Source organism: Brevundimonas naejangsanensis (genome assembly GCF_003627995.1).
Lineage (GTDB): Bacteria > Pseudomonadota > Alphaproteobacteria > Caulobacterales > Caulobacteraceae > Brevundimonas > Brevundimonas naejangsanensis_B.
Genome location: NZ_CP032707.1, coordinates 314,785 through 331,523 on the forward strand (window position 1 = coordinate 314,785; position 16,739 = coordinate 331,523).

16 protein-coding genes are annotated in these 16,739 nt (G+C 69.1%); 1 reads left to right on the plus strand and 15 read right to left on the minus strand.

Going from position 1 to position 16,739, the window contains the following annotated elements; genetic code table 11:
• The first annotated feature begins 97 nt into the window (after positions 1 to 97).
• A complete protein-coding gene (locus D8I30_RS01460) occupies positions 98 to 1,432 on the plus strand; it encodes a serine hydrolase domain-containing protein (RefSeq protein WP_121481153.1) in 1,335 nt (444 codons plus the stop codon).
• Between the two features lies 1 nt (position 1,433).
• Here D8I30_RS01460 and D8I30_RS01465 read toward each other — a convergent pair whose 3' ends face one another.
• The 15 genes from D8I30_RS01465 to D8I30_RS01535 form a co-directional block, all read right to left on the minus strand.
• Entirely contained in the window at positions 1,434 to 1,898 is a 465-nt protein-coding gene (locus tag D8I30_RS01465) for an NUDIX domain-containing protein (RefSeq protein ID WP_121481154.1), read from the minus strand.
• 68 nt (positions 1,899 to 1,966) lie between these two features.
• Positions 1,967 to 3,007 carry a sensor histidine kinase gene (locus D8I30_RS01470; RefSeq protein ID WP_240387282.1) on the minus strand — a complete coding sequence of 347 codons (1,041 nt, stop codon included), beginning with the start codon at positions 3,005 to 3,007 and terminating at the stop codon, positions 1,967 to 1,969.
• A gap of 4 nt (positions 3,008 to 3,011) precedes the next feature.
• A complete protein-coding gene (locus tag D8I30_RS01475; RefSeq protein WP_240387283.1) occupies positions 3,012 to 3,434 on the minus strand; it encodes a response regulator in 423 nt (140 codons plus the stop codon).
• The gene (locus D8I30_RS01480; protein WP_121481156.1) at positions 3,431 to 4,966 is read right to left on the minus strand and encodes a sensor histidine kinase; all 1,536 of its coding nucleotides are present in this window, start codon (positions 4,964 to 4,966) and stop codon (positions 3,431 to 3,433) included. Before D8I30_RS01480 ends, D8I30_RS01475 begins: the two co-directional genes overlap by 4 nt.
• 39 nt (positions 4,967 to 5,005) lie before the next feature.
• Complete coding sequence (gene flhA / locus D8I30_RS01485; protein WP_121481157.1) at positions 5,006 to 7,105, minus strand: flagellar biosynthesis protein FlhA; 2,100 nt, start codon at positions 7,103 to 7,105, stop codon at positions 5,006 to 5,008.
• 47 nt (positions 7,106 to 7,152) lie between these two features.
• On the minus strand, positions 7,153 to 8,037 hold the full coding sequence (gene bla, locus D8I30_RS01490; protein WP_162938775.1) for a class A beta-lactamase: 885 nt from the start codon (positions 8,035 to 8,037) through the stop codon (positions 7,153 to 7,155).
• A gap of 4 nt (positions 8,038 to 8,041) precedes the next feature.
• Entirely contained in the window at positions 8,042 to 9,451 is a 1,410-nt protein-coding gene (locus tag D8I30_RS01495; protein WP_121481158.1) for a sigma-54-dependent transcriptional regulator FlbD, read from the minus strand.
• Between the two features lie 42 nt (positions 9,452 to 9,493).
• Positions 9,494 to 9,826, minus strand: coding sequence for a flagellar motor switch protein FliN (gene fliN, locus D8I30_RS01500; protein ID WP_004370801.1), 333 nt, complete (start codon positions 9,824 to 9,826; stop codon positions 9,494 to 9,496).
• Positions 9,826 to 10,497 carry a flagellar assembly protein FlbE gene (locus D8I30_RS01505; protein WP_121481159.1) on the minus strand — a complete coding sequence of 224 codons (672 nt, stop codon included), beginning with the start codon at positions 10,495 to 10,497 and terminating at the stop codon, positions 9,826 to 9,828. The genes fliN and D8I30_RS01505 overlap by 1 nt, the downstream gene beginning before the upstream one ends.
• A gap of 1 nt (position 10,498) precedes the next feature.
• Positions 10,499 to 11,533: a flagellar motor switch protein FliG gene (fliG, locus tag D8I30_RS01510; protein ID WP_121481160.1), complete on the minus strand. Its 1,035-nt coding sequence runs from the start codon at positions 11,531 to 11,533 to the stop codon at positions 10,499 to 10,501.
• On the minus strand, positions 11,533 to 13,164 hold the full coding sequence (gene fliF / locus D8I30_RS01515; RefSeq protein WP_121481161.1) for a flagellar basal-body MS-ring/collar protein FliF: 1,632 nt from the start codon (positions 13,162 to 13,164) through the stop codon (positions 11,533 to 11,535). The genes fliG and fliF overlap by 1 nt, the downstream gene beginning before the upstream one ends.
• A gap of 281 nt (positions 13,165 to 13,445) precedes the next feature.
• A complete protein-coding gene (locus D8I30_RS01520) occupies positions 13,446 to 14,540 on the minus strand; it encodes a Glu/Leu/Phe/Val family dehydrogenase (protein WP_121481162.1) in 1,095 nt (364 codons plus the stop codon).
• 96 nt (positions 14,541 to 14,636) lie between these two features.
• Complete coding sequence (locus D8I30_RS01525) at positions 14,637 to 15,695, minus strand: alpha/beta fold hydrolase (RefSeq protein ID WP_240387284.1); 1,059 nt, start codon at positions 15,693 to 15,695, stop codon at positions 14,637 to 14,639.
• A 125-nt stretch (positions 15,696 to 15,820) separates the two neighbouring features.
• Positions 15,821 to 16,426, minus strand: coding sequence for a uracil-DNA glycosylase family protein (locus D8I30_RS01530; protein WP_121481164.1), 606 nt, complete (start codon positions 16,424 to 16,426; stop codon positions 15,821 to 15,823).
• Complete coding sequence (locus D8I30_RS01535) at positions 16,410 to 16,730, minus strand: DUF3253 domain-containing protein (RefSeq protein ID WP_121481165.1); 321 nt, start codon at positions 16,728 to 16,730, stop codon at positions 16,410 to 16,412. Before D8I30_RS01535 ends, D8I30_RS01530 begins: the two co-directional genes overlap by 17 nt.
• Positions 16,731 to 16,739: the final 9 nt, after the last annotated feature.

Here is a 16,739-nt window from a genome sequence, read left to right on the forward strand (position 1 = left end):
TCATGAGCGGCGTTTGTCGTAAATTTATTTGACAATACTGGCCGCTCGCCGCGACCATCCTCGGCTCAGGCGCACGGCGCCGTGCGGAGAACTCGACATGGTGTTTGCGACAAAATTCCCTGGCCGAAGCCTGGTCGCCCTAGCGGCCTGGGCGGCGGCCGTCGCCGCGCCGGGCATGGCCGCGGCCCAAACTCCGACCTATCCGGATGCGGCGGCCAGCGATCCCGTCGCCATGGGCTGGATGCAGGGCGTGCCGCCGCCCCCGGAACGCACCATCCGGTTCGAAGACCTGAGCTTCATGCAGTTTCCGCAGACGCGGTGGAGCTTCTCCCACTGGCGCGAACTGATGCCGACGGCCGAGGTCGCGCGCGGCGACGGGGCGGTCGGCGCCCTGCCCGTCCGGCTGCGGGAGGATCTGGACACGGTCAGCTTCATCCCGCTGGGCGGCGGCGCGCCGATGAGCTGGCGGCAGTCGCTGGACGCCAACTACACCGACGGCGTCCTGGTCATGCATCGCGGCGTCGTCGTCTATGAACGCTATTTCGGGGCGCTGACGCCCGCCGGGCAGCACCTGGCCCATTCGGTGACCAAGTCCTTCGTCGGCACGGCGGCGGCCATGTTGATCGCCGAGGGGCGGCTGGACCCCGAGGCGCCGGTGGTGCGCTACATCCCCGAACTGGCCGACAGCGGCTTCGCCGACGCCACCGTGCGCCAAGTCCTGGATATGACCACCGGCCTCGCCTACTCCGAAGTCTATACCGATCCGGCGTCCGACGCCTTCGACTTCATCCGCGCAGCCGGCCTGATGCCGCGCCCGCCCGGCTATGACGGCCCGCGCACCACCTTCGACTATCTGCGGACCGTCAAGAAGGCCGGGCGGCACGGCCAGGCGTTCGCCTACAAGTCCGTCAACACCGAGGTCGTCGGCTGGCTGGCGGCCCGTGTCAGCGGCCAGCCCCTGGCCCAGGTGCTGAGCGAGCGATTCTGGAAGCCGATGGGCATGGAGCGGGACGCCTATCTGCACGTCGATTCCAGCGGCGCCGGCTATGCCGCGGGCGGGCTGAGCCTGCAGCTCCGCGACCTGGGCCGGTTCTGCGAGATGATGCGCAACGGCGGCGCCTTCAACGGGCGCCAGATCGTGCCCGCCGGCGTGGTCGCCGACATTGCCGCGGGCGGCGACCGCCGGGCCTTCGCCTCGGCCGGCTACTCCACCCTGCCGGGCTGGAGCTACCGCAACCAGTGGTGGGTCTCGCACGACGACCACGGAACCTTCATGGCGCGCGGCGTCTATGGCCAGGCCTGCTACGTCGACCCGAAGGCCGAAATGGTCATCGTGCGGTTCGCCTCGAGCCCCCAGGCCAGCAACAGTCTGCTGGATCCGCTGTCCCTGCCCGCTTATCGGGCGGTCGCTGAACGCCTGATGGCGGACTGACCTAGCCTTTGGGCGCAGCGGGCTGGGCGCGCAGCCAGCGGGCCACGGCCCAGCTGTGCGCCTCGTGCCGAAGGCTGAACAGCGCCTCGAGCGGGTCGAGCCAGACCAGTTCGTGGTCGGCCTCCTGCTTGGCCGAAGGATCGGCGCCGGTCACGTGCACGATCCAGACGCCGCCGACGTTGTTGACCGGCGTGCCGTCGGTCTTGAGGAAATACTGCGCCGCCTCGGTCAGGCGGTCGACCGGCTCGACGATCAGGCCGGTCTCCTCGGCGAACTCGCGCACCAGGGCCTGCTGCTCGGTCTCCTCGCCATCCAGGGCGCCGCCGGGCAGGTCGAAATAGGGCGCGCCCTCGCCGCGGTCCACGCGCACGCAGGCCAGACGGCCCTCGCGCTCGGCCAGGCCGAAGACGGCGGGACGATGAATGTAGTCGAGACCCGGGCGGGCCGTGCCGAACTGAAGCTTCATTGGCGGAGCTTAACCCCGCCCCGTCGCCCGACGGAACCCCCGAAAGCGCCGTCGCGCCAGAGCCCCGCTCAGAGCTCGAAAGCCAGGCGCGCGCGCACCCCTTGGTGCGTCGGGTCGAACTCGACTGCGGAGCGCAGGCCGCTGGCCATGGCCGAGATGATCTTGGACCCCAGGCCCGTGCCCTGGGGCACGCCGTCGCCCAGGCCCGGCCCGTCGTCCTCGACCGTCAGGAGGGCGCGCTTGTCGCAGCACTTCTGCAGGATCACGCGAATCTCGCCCGGCGCGCCGGGGGCATAGGCGTATTTGGCGGCGTTGGTGACCAGCTCGGTGACGATGACGCCCAGGGAGACGGCCTGGTCGGTCGTCACCTGCAGCGGTTGGGCGCGCAGGGTCAGGCGCGGCTCGCCGCCGTCGGGTCCGATGGACTTGCCCAGTTCCTCGACCAGGCCGGCCAGATATTCGTCCATCTGCACCCGCTCGACGTCGGCCGAGGTGTAGAGGCGGCGATGGACGTGAGCCACGGCGTCGATGCGGGCCTGCGCCTCGCGCAGGGCGGCGCGCGCGCCCTCGTCGGCCAGCTGTCGCAGTTGCAGGGAGATGAAGCTGGACACCAGCTGCAGGGAGTTGCCGACGCGGTGGTTGACCTCGCGCAGCAGGGCTTCGGCGCGGTCGCGCGCCTGGCGCACCTCTTCGTGGGCCTCTTCGTTCTCGCGCTCCAGGCGACGGCGCAGCAGGGCGTCCTCAATCGCCGAGCGCAGCAGGGCGGTGAAGTCCTCGGACACGTCCTTGATGACGTAGTCGGCGGCCCCGGCGCGCAGGGCGGCCACGGCGATGCGCCCGTCCTGAGCCCCGGTGACATAGACCACCGGCGGCGGGTCCGACAGGGCCAGGATGTCGGGCAGGACATCCAGGCCGTCGCGGCCGGGCATGTAGTGATCCAGAGCGCAGACGTCGAACCGGCCCGCCTTCAGCGCCTCATAGCCGGCGTCGGCGTCGGGGGCGCAGGTCACGTCGTAGCCGTGGCGGCCGAGCTCCTTCTGCACCAGACGCGACAGGCCGCGATCATCATCGATGTACAGGAGACGGATGGCGGCTGCGGGCTCCGTCACGGCGTCAGATCTCGGGCGCCTGCATGACCGACAGGAACAGCCCCAACTGGCGGATGGCGCCGGCGAAGGCCTCATAGTCCACCGGCTTGGTGATATAGACGTTGCAGCCCAGGTCGTAGCAGCGGCGGATCTCGACCTTGTCGTCCGTGGTGGTCAGGACCACGACAGGGGCGCGACGCAGGTTTTCGTCGGATTTGACTTTTTCGAGAATGTCGGTCCCCGACATGTCCGGCAGGTTGAGGTCCAGCAGGATCAGCAGCGGCCCGTTGTGGCGGACCTCGTCGCTGAACAGATACGCCAACGCCGCGTCGCCGTGATCGAAGTGGACGATGTCGTTGCCGATGTTCGCCCGCCGAATGTTTTTTTCGATGAGCTTGGCATGACCGTGATCGTCCTCGACCATGACGATCTTCACCGAGTGGCTCACAGACGGTCTCCTTGATGGTCGCCCAGCACAACCAGACGTTTCGGAAATTTGAGGTGAAATGTCGACCCCCGGCCGAGTTCTGACTCGACCTCGATCGTGCCACCGAGGCGGCGCACGATGTTGCGCACGAAGGCCAGACCCAGGCCCTCGCCCGGTTTGTCCTGCTTGCCCGAGCGACGGAAAAGCTCGAAAATTCGCTCGTGATCCTTGGGCGAAACGCCCCGCCCGTTGTCGATGACCCGGTATTCGATCCAGCCTCCGGGCAGCTCCTGACCTTGGACCTCGACCCGGATCGGTCGGTCCGGCTGCTGATACTTCACCGCATTGTCGATCAGGTTGCCGAAGATCTGCTCGATCGACAGGCGGTCGCTCTCCAGGACGGGCAGGCGAGCGACCACGATTTCGCCGCCCGCTTCCCCGACCTGATGATGGACGGTGTCGGCGATGGCCCGAACCATGGCGGTCATGTCGAGGGGTTCGGGCGCCAGGGCGCGCCGTCCCTCGCGCGACAGGCGCAGGATGGCGTTGATCAGCCGATCCATCTTGGCGGTCGAGGTGCGGATGAAGCCGACCGCCTCGGGCGCGTCCTCTCGCACCGCGCGCAGCGCCTCGGGATCGACAAGGCCGGGCTGAGCCGCCTCGATGTCCGTCAACTGCTGGTCCAGCAGCCGGCTGACCTGCTCGAGCTCCGAGGTGTAGCCCATGATGTTGACCAGGGGCGCGCGCAGGTCGTGGCTGACGATGTAGGCGAAGCGCTGAATTTCCTCGTTGGCGCGGGTCAGTTCGGCGGTGCGGTCGCGCACCTCGTTTTCAAGCCCGGCGTTGACGCGATCCAGTTCGAAATGGGCCGCCTCGATCTCTCCGACATAGCGGCGCACCAGCCAGGCGCTGATCCCCGCCAGCACAAGGATCAGCAGCCCGGCCAGGGCGTTGACGGCGACGGTCACGGCCTGGGCCCATTCGGACCGGCGGGTGCGCTCGGAGAGGCGTCGCGCCTCGATGGCGTCGATGGCGGCCAATTCGTCCCGCATGGCGTCCATCAGGACCTTGCCCCGGCCGTTTCGGATGCCGGCCACCGCCTCGCCGATGCGGCCCGTCCGGGTCAGGTCGATGGTCCGTTCCATCATCACCAGACGGTCGTCCGCCATGGCCTGGACCTTGCTGACGCGGGCCGCGGATTCAGGGTCGTCGGCGACCAGGCTCTCCAGCCGCGCCATCACCGCCGGAAGCTTGGCCACGGCCTTGTCGTGCACGCCCAGGTATTCGTTCCGGGCCGTCAGCATGAAGCCGCGCTGACCCGTCTCGGCGTCGGTCAGCAACATGAGCGTGTCCTTGGCGGCCAGCCGCACCTGCTGGCTGTGGTCGACGGTGTCGTTGTACCGGGACGTCCGCTGGATCATCACCAGGGTGGCCGTATTGACCGCCAGCAGCAGCAGCAGCGCCAGGGCCAGAAGAGCGATGATCGAACGGCTGAGGGTCGGGGTCCGCAGGAAGACGCCGAAGGTGCGCAGGGCCGGCCGAATGCGTTTCATGCCCTCAACCTTTATTCAGCCGCTCCCCCGTGTCCAGCGTCAGACCGAGCCGACGGTGCGCAGCCGCGCCTTGGGGTGAATCTCGTTCTGGCTCATCACCACCGTCTGACCGCGGAAGCGTTCGATGATGGAGCGGACGTAGGGGCGCACCTGCGGCCCGGTCAGCAGGACCGGGTTCTCGCCCGTCATGGCGGCGCGCTCGAACACGTCGCGCACGGCGCGGATGAAGTCCTGCAGGCGGCTGGGGGCCATGGCCAGCTGCTTGTCCTCGCCGGGGCCGATCAGGCTCTCGGCGAAGGCCTGCTCCCATTCCGGCGACAGGGTGACGATGGGCAGGGCGCCGTCGTCGGCCCTGTGCTGCCAGCACAGCTGGCGCGCCAGGCGGCTGCGGACGTGCTCGACCAGGGTGGCGACGCTGGTCGTATGCGGCGCCGCCTCGGCCAGGCCTTCCAGGATGGCGGGCAGGTCGCGGATCGACACCTTCTCGCGCAGCAGGGCCTGGAGGACGCGCTGCAGGGTGGTCACGGTGACGACCGTGGGGATCAGCTCCTCGACCAGCTTCTGCTCCTCGCCCTTCAGCTCCTTCAGCAGCTTTTGCACCTCGGCGTAGGAGAGCAGCTCGGCCATGTTCTCCTTGAGGATTTCAGTCAGGTGGGTGGTCAGCACCGTCGAGGGGTCGACGATGGTGTAGCCGCGGAAGGTCGCCTCTTCCCTCAGCGACTCGTCGATCCAGGTGGCGGGCAGGCCGAAGGCGGGCTCGCGCGTGTGCTCGCCGGGCAGTTCGACCTGACGCCCGGCCGGGTCCATCGCCATCAGGGAGCCGAGGCGCACCTCGCCGGACCCAGCGTCCATCTCCTTGATGCGGATGGCGTAGCCCTGATTGGGCAGGCGCATATTGTCGAGGATGCGCACGCTGGGCATGACGAAGCCGTATTCCTGGGCCAGCGAACGGCGCAGGGCGCGGATCTGGTCCGTCAGGCGCCGCCCTTCCAGATCGTTGATCAGGGCCAGCAAGGCGTAGCCCAGCTCGATCTTCACCTCGTCGATGGTCAGGGCGGTGGCGATGGGCTCCTCCACCTCCTCCTTGGGCTTGAGGTCGACCGGCTCGGCGGGCGGCGGCTTCAGCCGGTCGCGGCCCAGCCGCCACGCCATGAAGCCCGTGCCCAGCGCAAGCGCCGCGAACGGCAGCAGCGGCATTCCCGGGATCAGGCCGATCAGACCCGCCGTGCCGGACACCACGCCCAGCGACACGGGGTTGGTGGCCAGCTGGCTGACGAAGGCCTTGTCGGCCGAACCCTCGACCCCCGCCTTGGTCACCAGGAAGCCGGCGGCGACCGAGACGATGATGGCCGGGATCTGCGTCACCAGGCCGTCGCCGACGGTCAGCTGCACATAGGTGTTGGCCGCGTCCATGGCGGGCATGCCGTGCTGCAGGATGCCGATCAGCAGGCCGCCGATGACGTTGATGAAGGTGATGATCAGGCCCGCGACCGCATCGCCGCGCACGAATTTCGAGGCGCCGTCCATGGCCCCGAAGAAGGTCGATTCCTGCTCCAGCTCCTTGCGGCGCAGCTTGGCCTGAGCCTCGTCGATCAGGCCGGACGACAGGTCGGCGTCGATGGCCATCTGCTTGCCCGGCATGGAGTCCAGGGTGAAGCGGGCCGAGACCTCGGCGATGCGGGTGGCGCCCTTGGTGATGACCACGAAGTTCACCACCAGCAGGATGGCGAAGATGATCACCCCGATGATGAAGTTGCCCCCCATCATCAGCTCGCCGAAGGCCTGGATGATCTTGCCGGCGCTGTCGTGGCCTTCCTGGCCGTGGCTGAGGATCAGCCGCGTCGAGGCCAGGTTCAGCCCCAGGCGGTACAGGGTCGAGACCAGCAGCACCGTAGGGAAGATGGCGAAGTCCAGCGGCCGCTTCATCATCACGGCCGTCATCAGGATCAGGACGCTGGACACCAGGGAGATGGCCAGCAGCAGATCCAGAAGCATCTTCGGGATCGGCATGATCAGCAGCATGATGACGGCGATGACGCCGACCGCCATGCCCACCTCGCCGCGCAGCAGCCAGCCGAGCGCATCGCGCCCCGTGGGGCGCGCCAGGCCGTCCTTCATCAGGATCGGCGCGTCAGCCATGGCGGAAGGCGAAGGTCATGCCGCCTGATGGCAGGATTCGCCGGGTCTCAGCCATGCCCCAGCGCCTTGAGCGCCTGACGGGTCGCCTCGGCGATCACCGCCTCGCGCTGGGCGTCGGTGGAGTCGGCAGTCGCATGGAAATAGACGGCTAGGACGATGGGCGCCCCAGTCGGCGGCAGGATCAGGCCGATGTCGTTGACCGGGCCGTAGCCGCCGGTGCCCGTCTTGTGCGCCACGGTCCAGCCGACGGGGACGCCCGCCCTGATCCGGCCCTGCCCCGTCGGCGTCTCGGTCATCCAGCGCATCAGCAGCGTCTTTGAGGCCGGGCTCAGCGGCGTGTCGGCTGAGACCAGCAGGCGCTCGATGTTCCGCGTCGATTGGTCGGGCGTGATGGTGTCCTTGTCGCCGTCCAGGCGGTTCATCTCGGGCTCGAGACGGTCGACGCGGGTGATCGTGTCGCCGAGGCCGCGATAGAAGGCGCGGAAGGGCTCCAGCCCGCCCATCTCGCGGATCAGGATGTTGGCGGCGGGGTTGTCGCTGACCTCGACCGTGCCCTTCATCAGTTGTTCGATGGTCAGGGTCGAGCCGACGGCGGGCTGCGTGACCGGGGCGTGGCTGACCATGTCGGCGGCCGTGATCGGGATCGCCCGGTCCAGCCGCTCCAGCCCCGACTGGACGCGTAGCAGGGTCGCCGCGGCCAGATACATCTTGAAGGTCGAGCAATAGACGAAGCGTTCGTCGCCGCGCCAGGCGGCGCGCTTGCCCTCGGTCGCGACGGCCACGCCCAGGCGGCCGCCGTGGCGGGCCTCCAGCGCCGACAGGTCGAGGTCGAGCACGACGGGTTCGGCCATCGCAGGCTCCGTCGTCCGGGCGCAGGCCCCCAGCGCCAGGGCGCCCGCCCCGATCAGCACGGTGCGACGGTCGGCGCGCATCGGATCAGCCCGCCGCGCCATAGGCGGCCGCCACGCCGGACTGCGGCGCCGGGATCGGCGTGCCCTGGTCGGCGTATTCGTTCAGCTTGTTGCGCAGGGTGCGGATCGAGATGCCCAGGATGGTCGCCGCATGGGTGCGGTTGCCCAGGCAGTGGCTGAGCGTGTCCAGGATCAGGGTCTTCTCCATCTCGGCCACCGTCTGGCCGACGAAGCTGCGGGTCACGGCGTCGGCGGCCTGGGCCGCCTGACCGGCCACGCCGGCGTCATAGGTCGAGGCGGCAGGCGTCGAGGCTCCCGCACCGCCCAAAAGCGGGCGGCCGTCCGGCAGGCGAATGGCCTCGACGTCGATCTCGGACCCGGACGCCAGCAACACCGCACGGTGCATGGCGTTTTCCAGCTCGCGCACGTTGCCGGGCCAGCGGTGGGCGACCAGGGCGCGCCGCGCCTCGGCCGAGATCGGGCGCGGCGGCACGCCGTTGGCCGCGGCGTACTTGCGGATGAAGTGGTCGCACAGGACGGCGATGTCGCCGGGGCGCTCGCGCAAGCTGGGCAGGCGCAGGTTCACCACGTTCAGGCGGTACAGCAGGTCCTCGCGGAAGCTGCCCTCGGCCACGGCCTTGGCCAGGTCGCGGTTGGAGGTGGCGATGATGCGGATGTTGACCGGCACGGGCTTGGAGCCGCCGACGCGGTCGATGACCCGCTCCTGAATGGCGCGCAGCAGCTTGGCCTGCAGCCGGGCGTCCATCTCCGAGATTTCGTCCAGCAGCAGGGTGCCGCCGTCGGCCTCCTCGAACTTGCCGATGCGGCGGGCCACGGCGCCGGTGAAGGCGCCCTTCTCGTGGCCGAACAGCTCGGATTCCAGCAGGTTGTCGGGAATGGCGGCGCAGTTGACGCTGATGAAGGCCTTGTCCGCCCGACGCGAGTTCGTGTGCAGATAGCGCGCCATCACCTCCTTACCCACGCCGCTTTCGCCGGTGATCAGGATGGAGGCTTCCGAACGGGCCACCTGGTCGGCCAGTTGGATGACGGACTTCATCGCCGGGTCGGCCGAGATCATCGGCCGTTCGTCGTCGGCCACCGCCGACAGGACGGCGGCGATCAGGTCCGCCTCGGGCGGCAGGGGGATGAACTCCTTGGCCCCGGCGCGGATGGCATCCGCCGCCTCGCGCGCGTCGGCGTCGACGCCGCAGGCGACGACGGGGACGTGGATGCGCTCGGCGTCGTTGGCGGAGATCAGGGCGGCGATGTCGATGCGGTAGTCGACCATCAGCAGGTCCGCGCCCTGCCCCCGGCGCAGTTGCTCGGTCGCCTGATCGGCGCGCTCGACGTGCTGGACCTTGGCGCCGTGCGCCATGGCCATCTTCACCGCCGTCGCCAGCTGACCGCTGAGACGGCCCACCACCAGAAGACGCATCGCCCTACTCCTCTAGAACCCGGTTTCCGAAGCGGTCGCCCGTCAGGCGCCCTTGTCCTCGGTCTTGATGATTTCCGTCATGGTCACGCCCAGGCGGTCCTCGACGACGACGACCTCGCCGCGCGCCACCAGGCGGTTGTTGACGAAGATGTCGATGGCCTCGCCGACCTTGCGGTCCAGCTCCAGCACCGAGCCCTTGTTGAGCTTCAGCAGCTGGGCGACCGACATGTGCGCCTTGCCCAACACGGCGGAGATGTTGACCGGCACGTCGAAGACCGGCGCCAGGTCGACAGCGGACTTCTCGCCGCCGTCATCGGCCAGGTTGAGGGCGGTGGACTCGCCGAATTCCTCAAGCGAAAGATCGTCGGTGGCCATCAGAAGCCCCTCCTGTCATGGGCGGCGTCAACGGGGGGGTCGGCGTGCCCGGCCTCTGCGGCCAGGGCGGCGTTGAGGGCGGCGGCGACGCGGCCTTCCGCCTCGGCCGGGTCGAATTCGGCGCGGCCGTCGGCCCATTCCAGGGCGAAGGCGGCGGCGGGCAGGTGCGGCTCGTCGCGGAACACCACGAGCCCTGAGAAGCCCGCCTGGGCGCACAGGGCCTCGACCTGGGCGCGGCCCTCGTCGTCCAGACCCGAGGCGCGGACGACCAGACGCGGCGTGGCGTCCATCTCCTGACCCAGGGCTTCGAGGGCGGCCTCGAGCGGGCGACGGGGGAAGCGGTCGAAGGCGGCCGAGGCGACGACCCGCGCGGCGGCCAGCGCCAGGTCGGCGGATTCGCGCCGGTGCGCCTCGGCCACGTTGCGCAGCAGGGTCGCGGCCTGAGACGTCGTCTGAGCCAGGATGGACAGGGCGTCGGCGCGCAGGGCCTCGACCTCGGCCAGGGCCTGCTGGCGGGCCTCGAGCCGGGCCTGGGCGACCAGGGCGTCGACCTCGGCCGGGGCGTAGGACCGCTTGACCGGCTGCCAGGTCGAGGGGCGCACCACGGCGCCGTCGGCCCCGAACTCGGTGTCGAAGACGAAAGGTCTGGCGTTGGCGGGAATGGCGGTCATGTCAGTAGATCAACTCGTCGTCGCCGCCCTGGCCGGCCAGCATGATTTCGCCGCGCGCCGCCAGGTCCTTGGCCACCTGGACCATGGCCATCTGGGCGCTGTCGACGTCCTTGAGGCGGACAGGCCCCATGGAATCCATATCCTCGCGCATGATCTTGGAGGCGCGCTCGGACATGTTGGAGAAGAACATTTCGCGCAGGGCGTCCGAGGAGCCCTTCAGCGCCAGGGCCAGTTGGTCCTTCTCGACCGCACGCAGCAGGGTCTGGACGCCGCCGGGGTCGAGGCGCGACAGATCCTCGAACACGAACATCAGGGCGCGGATGCGCTCGGCCGAGTCGCGGTTGCGTTCCTCCAGGGCGCCGATGAAACGGGCCTCGGTCTGACGGTCGAAGCTGTTGAAGATGTCGGCCATCAGCTCATGACTGTCGCGCTTGGACGTGCGCGCCAGGTTGGACATGAACTCGGTCCGGAGGGTCTGCTCGATCTTGTCCAGGATGTCGCGCTGCACCGGCTCCATGCGCAGCATGCGCTGGACGCACTCCAGGGCGAAGTCCTCGGGCAGGGCCGTCAGCACGCGCGAGGCGTGGTCCGGCTTGATCTTCGACAGGACCACCGCGACCGTCTGCGGGTATTCGTTCTTCAGATAGTTGGCGAGCACGGCCTCATTCACATTGCCGAGCTTGTCCCACATGGTGCGGCCCGCCGGACCGCGGATCTCCTCCATCAGGGCCTCGACCCGATCGGTGGGCATGAAGGACGCCAGCAGGCGCTGTGTCTGCTCGTAGGAGCCCATCAGCGAGCCGGAGCCGCCGATGCCGGAGACGAATTCGACCAGCACCTCCTCGACCACGGCGGCGGTGACATTGCCCAGCCCGGCCATGGCCTGGGAGACTTCCTTGATCTCCTCGTCGTCGAGCTGCTGCCACAGGGCGGTGTGATCCTCGCCGAGCGACAGCAGGACCACGGCCGCCTTTTCAGGCCCCGTCAGCTTCTTGGCGTCGTCGACCGCCGCCCCCTTGGACACCAGCCGCGCCATCAGGTTTCATGCATCCAGGCGCGCAGGATCGCCGTGGATTCCTCGGGGTGGGTGTCGACGAAATCGGCGACCTTCTTGATCGAGGAGGCCTTCACCTGGCCCTCGATGCGGGCGATGTCGATGCGCTGCTCCATGTCGCTGGGCCCGGACAGCATGGGCGTCCCGCCCGGCGAGGTTCCGCCGACCAGCTGGGTGTCCAGGGCGGTCACGGGGATGCCGCCCGCCAGGGCCGGAACGCCGCCCTGACCCGAAGCCGTCTTCAGCAGCGGCCGCACCACGAAGAAGATCAGCAGCAGGCCGGTGACCAGCAGCACCGCCAGTTCGACCCCGCGCATGATGTCGTTCTTGTCGAAGGCGAACATCGAGGAGCCTTCCTCGGCGCCCGGCGCGGCCGAGGGCTCGCGGTTGAAGCGGACGTTGACGACCTCCAGCTTGTCGCCGCGCGTCTCGTCGATGCCGACGGCGGCCGCGACCAGGGCCTTGATCTGCTGCACTTCCTCTTCGGTGCGGGCGGCGTAGGTCGGCTCGCCCTTGCCGTCGGCGGCGGGGGTGTATTTGCCGTCGACCGCGACCGAGACGGACAGCTTCTTGACCTCACCCGGCTCCTTCACCGTGGTCGTGGTGGTGTTGGAGATCTCGTAGTTGGTCGTCTCGGTGTTCTCGGCGCGGGTCGAGCCGAGCGGCGTCACGTTCGGGTCGGCGCCGCCGGGGATGTTGTTGGTGGCGGTGACGCCGCCGTCGGCCTGCCCCGTCGTGTCCTGCGACTGGCTGCCGTTGGTCGAGGTCGAACGGACGACCTGGCCGTCGGGATCGAACTTCTGCTCCTGGGTGGTGGAGCGGCTGTGATCGATGTCGGCCGTCACCTGGACGCGCGCCGCGCCGGCGCCGACGACGCCCTCGACGATGTCCTTGATGCGCGCCTGCATCTGGGCCTCGGTCGAGGCCTTGGCGGCCTCGGCGGTGGCCGAGGTGAAGCCGGAATCCTCGGAGCCCGCGGCCAGGGTGCGGTTGGCCTGGTCCGTCACCGTGACCTTGTCCGGCTTCAGGTTCGGGACGGAGGAGGCCACGACGTTGCGGATGGCGCGCACCTGATCGGCCGTCAGGTCGCGGCCCGACAGACCCACCACCACGGCGGCAGTGGGGTCGATGGCGGCGGCCTGGAACATCTCGCGGCGGGGCATGGTGATGTGGACGCGGGCCGAGCTGATGCCGCGCATCGACATGATGGTGCGCGCCAGTTCGCCCTGCAGGGCGCGCTGCTCGTTCAGGTTCTGCTGGAACTCGGTCTGGCCCAGCACCGACTGGTTGTCGAAGATCTCGTAGCCGACGCTGCCCGAGGTCACGAGCCCCTTGCCCGCCAGCATCAGACGCGCCGTGCCCACCTCGTCGCGGCTGACGAAGATGGTCGAGCCGTCGCCCTTGGAGGAGTATTTGATGCCCGCCTGGCCCAGCGCCGAGCCGATCTCGGAGGCTTCGCGCAGGTCCAGGTTGGAATAGAGCAAGGCGTCCGGGGCCTGGCCCACGCGCAGCATGACGGCCACCAGAACGGCCGCCACGCCCGCCGCGACGCCGAGCACCGCGGCCAGGCGGCCGATACCGAACTTCTGCAACGCCGCCGTAAAGCCGCCCACGCGCCACCGCCCCTGAACCAGCGGACGAACCGGACCCGCTAGGCAGAAACTGCCGCCTGGATGGTAAACGCAGCGTTAAGAGGCGTTAAAGACCGGGGGAATCCCAAGCGCGTCCCCTTCTCCCTCCCCTTCATGGGGAGGGTGGTCGCGTAGCGACCGGGTGGGGAGGGCTCGCGACGGTAATCGCACCCCATCCCTCTCCCGCCGGGAGAGGGAAGAAAAAAGGGCTGCGAGACTTTGACGTCCCGCAGCCCTTCATCCGTTTCATTCGCGAGGCGCGATTACAGCTTCAGCGCCGCAGCCTTCTTGTCGGCCGCGGCCTTGATGCGGGCCTCGGCGATGGCGTCGGCGATCAGGTGGGTCGGCTTGTTCTCGACGACCGAACGCTCGAGGATCTCCTCGAAGGTCTCCATCAGGCGCGACAGCTTGCCTTCGACCCACGACGGGTCATAGGCGCCGCCGGTCTGACGGGCGTTCATCTCCGAGGCGACGTTGATGATGCCCCCGCCGTTGATGACGTAGTCGGGCGAATACAGGATGCCGCGCTTAAACAGCTCGTCGCCGATGTCGGCGGTGGCCAGCTGGTTGTTGGCGGCGCCGCAGACGGCCTTGACCTTGAGGCGGTCCAGCGTCTGCGGGTTCAGCGTCGCGCCCAGGGCGCACGGGGCGTAGATGTCGGCGGCGACGTCATAGATGGCGTCCGGGGCGACGATCTCGGCGCCGGTCTTGGCGGCGACGGCTTCCAGGTTGGCCTGGTTGACGTCGGTGATGATCAGCTTGGCGCCGGCCTTGTGCAGCTTCTCGGCCAGATAGGCGCCGACGTGGCCCACGCCCTGGATGGCGACGGTCAGGCCGGTCATGTCGTCCTGCTTGAACAGGCGGCGGGCGACGACCAGGTTCGAGCGGAACACGCCCTCGGCGGTGACGGGGCTGGGGTCGCCCGAGGCTTCCGGGCCGTCCTTCAGGCCCAGGACGTATTCGGTGACCTTGCGCGCTTCGGCGATGTCCTCGACCGAGGTGCCGACGTCTTCGGCGGCGTAGTAGTGGCCGCCCAGGCCGTTCAGATAGCGGCCGAAGGCGTGGAACAGCTCCGGCGTCTTCTGGGTGCGGCTGTCGCCGATGATGACCGACTTGCCGCCGCCCATCTCCAGGTCCGCGACGGCGTTCTTGTAGCTCATGCCCTTCGACAGGCGCAGCACGTCTTCCAGGGCCTCGGCCGAGGAGGCGTAGTTCCACATGCGGGTGCCGCCGACGGCCGGGCCGCGCGCGGTCGAGTGAACCGCGACGATCGCCTTCAGGCCGGTTTTCTCGTCGTAAAAGGCGTGGACGCCTTCATGGTTCGCGAAAGAAGGGGATTCAAACAGCGTCTTGCCCATGACAGGCCTTTCCTGGGGTACTTTTTTGTGCGGATGGACATACGCGCCCGCCGGCCAAACGGCAAGCACGACCATCGGCCCGTCGCAGAGGGCGGTTCAGCGCGCCTTGGGATCGGCCTGCAGCGCCGGCAGGACCGGCGGCGCGCCGGACGGCAGGGGGGCGGCGGGGTCGCGCAGCCAGGCCTCGACGTCGGCGAAGACGGCCTCGGCCTGAAGGTCGCGGTTCAGGATGTGCCAGCCCTGGGCATAGTAGCCGGTCGTCAGATTGGACCGCGGCCCCGCCTGCTCCAGGGCCCGGCGCATGGGGCGTTTGGCGATGATCTGGTCGTGGGCGCCGTAGAGCAGCAGGGTCGGCGTCTCGATCCCGCCCAGGCGCCGCGTCGCCATCTCCATCAGGTCGACCAGGCCGTAGAGGGAATCGAACCGCGTCGACAGGATCGACAGGGGGTCGCGGCCGTTGCGGATCAGCTCCAGCGTATTGTCCGAGGCGCGGATGTCTCGCACGGCGAAGGCCGGGGGCTCGACCTGCTTGGCGCCCATCAGCCGGGCGGCGGTCCACAGGCTCGCGCGATTGAGGGCGGTCTGGCTGGACCAGCCCCAGACCGCGGGCGCCAGCAGCACCACCCGGTCGGCGTCCGGCGGCGCCTCCGAGCCGAAGGCGGCGATGGCCGAGGCCCCGCCCATGCTTTCGCCCGCCACCACGATCAGGGCGTCCGGCCGCTCGGCCCGGACCAGCGACACGATGGTGCGCAGGTCCTGGCTGGTCAGGCTTTCGGGGGCGAACTCGCCCCGGTTGGGGGCCAGGCCGAAGCCGCGCTGGTCATAGGCCCAGGTCTCGATCCCCCGCGTCGCCCACCACGGCCCGGCCAGGCGGAAGGAGGCGTAGTGGTCATTGAAGCCGTGCAGGGCGACGATGACGGCCCAGGGCGGCTCGTCCTCGGGCGTCCAGCGCAGATAGGGCAGGCTCGCCCCATCCTGGACAACGAAGGCGCCGCGCCCAAGCGTCCCTTCCTCGATGCGAGGGCCGCTGAACCCGGCGGGCGGCGTCAGCGACGGCTGGAGATGGGGCGTGGCGCAGGCTGCCAGGGCGAGAGAGAGACAGACCGCGATCCATCTTCCTTCTCCCCTCGTGGGAGAAGGTGGCTTGCGAAGCAAGACGGATGAGGGGGCCGCCGGCCGCCCCCGCCTCATCAACCGCTTGAGGCGCCGACAGACACCCCTCATCCGAGCGCCTCCGGCGCCCACCTTCTCCCACAAGGGGAGAAGGGGAAGATCGTGAGTCACGCCAGCATCTCCCTCACCCGCTCTCGAAGGTAGGGCAGAACCTCCGCCTCGAACCAGGGGTTCTTCTTCAGCCAGGCCGTGTTGCGCCACGACGGATGCGGCAGGGGCAGGATCGCGGGCGCATAGTCGCGCCAGGCGCGGACGGTCTCGGTCATGCCGGCCTTCGCGCGATCGCCCAAGGCCCACTCCTGAGCGTAGCCCCCGACAAGCAGGGTCAGTTCCACCTTGGGCAGTTCGGCCAACAGACGCGGCCGCCACAGTTCGGCGCAGCGACGCGGCGGCGGATAGTCGCCGCCCTTGGGATCGGTGCCGGGAAAGCAGAAGGCCTGGGCGGCGACGCCAATGCGCGGATCGCCGTAGAAGGTCGCCTCGTCCACCCCCAGCCAGTCGCGCAGGCGCACGCCGGACGGGTCGGTAAAGGGCAGGCCGCTCTCATGCACCCGCCGCCCCGGCGCCTGGCCGCAGATCAACAGGCGCGTCTGCGGCGTGACCATGACCACCGGGCGCGGCGCGTGCGGCAGCAGCCCCAGGCACGCCCGGCAGGCGCGGATCTCGGCCAGGACGCCGTCCAGGCCGGTTTCCGATTCAGACGAAATCGTCATCCGAAGCTTCGACCGGCGGCAGGGCCGCCTGGGCCGCGGCCGTCTCGGCCTCGGTCGGCAGGCGCAGGCGGATCACGCCCTTGAAGGCGTTCGGGTCGACCGGCTTGCCCTTCTTGGTGATGGTCAGCTTGCCCTGGCGCATCAGGCCCAGGGCCGTCGCCTTCACCTTGGGCAGCATGCGCTGCCACTGCTCGGGCTGCAGCTCCTTGGCCACATCGGCCGGTTCAATGCTCTTGCCGCCGACGTTCTTGGGGTCGGCCTTGGCCAGTTTTTCAAAAATGGCCGCTTCGATTGGATCGCTCATGGGCGCTAT

What these genes read in the sequence shown, in the direction of transcription:
- D8I30_RS01460 (WP_121481153.1), top strand. Translation starts at nt 98, where the DNA reads ATGGTGTTTGCGACAAAATTCCCTGGCCGAAGCCTGGTCGCCCTAGCG.
- D8I30_RS01465 (WP_121481154.1), bottom strand. Translation starts at nt 1,898, where the DNA reads ATGAAGCTTCAGTTCGGCACGGCCCGCCCGGGTCTCGACTACATTCAT.
- D8I30_RS01480 (WP_121481156.1), bottom strand. Translation starts at nt 4,966, where the DNA reads ATGAAACGCATTCGGCCGGCCCTGCGCACCTTCGGCGTCTTCCTGCGG.
- flhA (WP_121481157.1), bottom strand. Translation starts at nt 7,105, where the DNA reads ATGGCTGACGCGCCGATCCTGATGAAGGACGGCCTGGCGCGCCCCACG.
- bla (WP_162938775.1), bottom strand. Translation starts at nt 8,037, where the DNA reads ATGCGCGCCGACCGTCGCACCGTGCTGATCGGGGCGGGCGCCCTGGCG.
- D8I30_RS01495 (WP_121481158.1), bottom strand. Translation starts at nt 9,451, where the DNA reads ATGCGTCTTCTGGTGGTGGGCCGTCTCAGCGGTCAGCTGGCGACGGCG.
- fliN (WP_004370801.1), bottom strand. Translation starts at nt 9,826, where the DNA reads ATGGCCACCGACGATCTTTCGCTTGAGGAATTCGGCGAGTCCACCGCC.
- D8I30_RS01505 (WP_121481159.1), bottom strand. Translation starts at nt 10,497, where the DNA reads ATGACCGCCATTCCCGCCAACGCCAGACCTTTCGTCTTCGACACCGAG.
- fliG (WP_121481160.1), bottom strand. Translation starts at nt 11,533, where the DNA reads ATGGCGCGGCTGGTGTCCAAGGGGGCGGCGGTCGACGACGCCAAGAAG.
- D8I30_RS01520 (WP_121481162.1), bottom strand. Translation starts at nt 14,540, where the DNA reads ATGGGCAAGACGCTGTTTGAATCCCCTTCTTTCGCGAACCATGAAGGC.
- D8I30_RS01530 (WP_121481164.1), bottom strand. Translation starts at nt 16,426, where the DNA reads ATGACGATTTCGTCTGAATCGGAAACCGGCCTGGACGGCGTCCTGGCC.
- D8I30_RS01535 (WP_121481165.1), bottom strand. Translation starts at nt 16,730, where the DNA reads ATGAGCGATCCAATCGAAGCGGCCATTTTTGAAAAACTGGCCAAGGCC.